The organism is Vibrio sp. 1069 (assembly GCF_033340555.1).
Map to the genome: position 1 here is coordinate 1 of NZ_JAWOWP010000803.1, position 548 is coordinate 548.

The window sequence follows — 548 nt, forward strand, 5'->3', positions numbered from 1 at the left end:
TGGGGTTACGCCTCATTACCTAACCAATGCTGACGTACTGCAAATCAAGGTTGCGCAAGGAGCTAAACCTGGTGAAGGTGGTCAGCTACCAGGGCACAAAGTCACGGCAGAAATCGCCAAGCTGCGTTACTCGGTGCAAGGGGTGACGTTAATCTCCCCTCCTCCACATCACGATATTTATTCGATCGAGGATTTAGCCCAGCTGATCTTCGACCTAAAACAAGTCAACCCGAATGCCCTGGTTTCGGTGAAACTCGTCTCCGAGCCTGGTGTTGGCACCATAGCCACAGGGGTCGCAAAAGCTTACGCCGACCTCATCACTATCTCAGGTTACGATGGCGGTACGGCCGCAAGTCCACTGACTTCGGTGAAATACGCAGGTAGTCCTTGGGAACTTGGCCTCGCAGAAACCCAACAAGCACTGGTTGCAAATGGCCTTCGCCATAAGATTCGTCTTCAAGTAGATGGCGGGTTAAAAACAGGGCTAGATGTTGTTAAGGCCGCGATTCTTGGTGCGGAAAGCTTCGGATTTGGTACCGCACCAATGG

At 52.2% G+C, this 548-nt stretch carries 1 protein-coding gene; it reads left to right on the forward strand.

Annotated elements, in window-relative coordinates:
• Positions 1-548, forward strand: a 548-nt coding sequence (locus R7040_RS29155) for a glutamate synthase-related protein (protein ID WP_318098001.1), incomplete at both ends; no start/stop codon positions are given.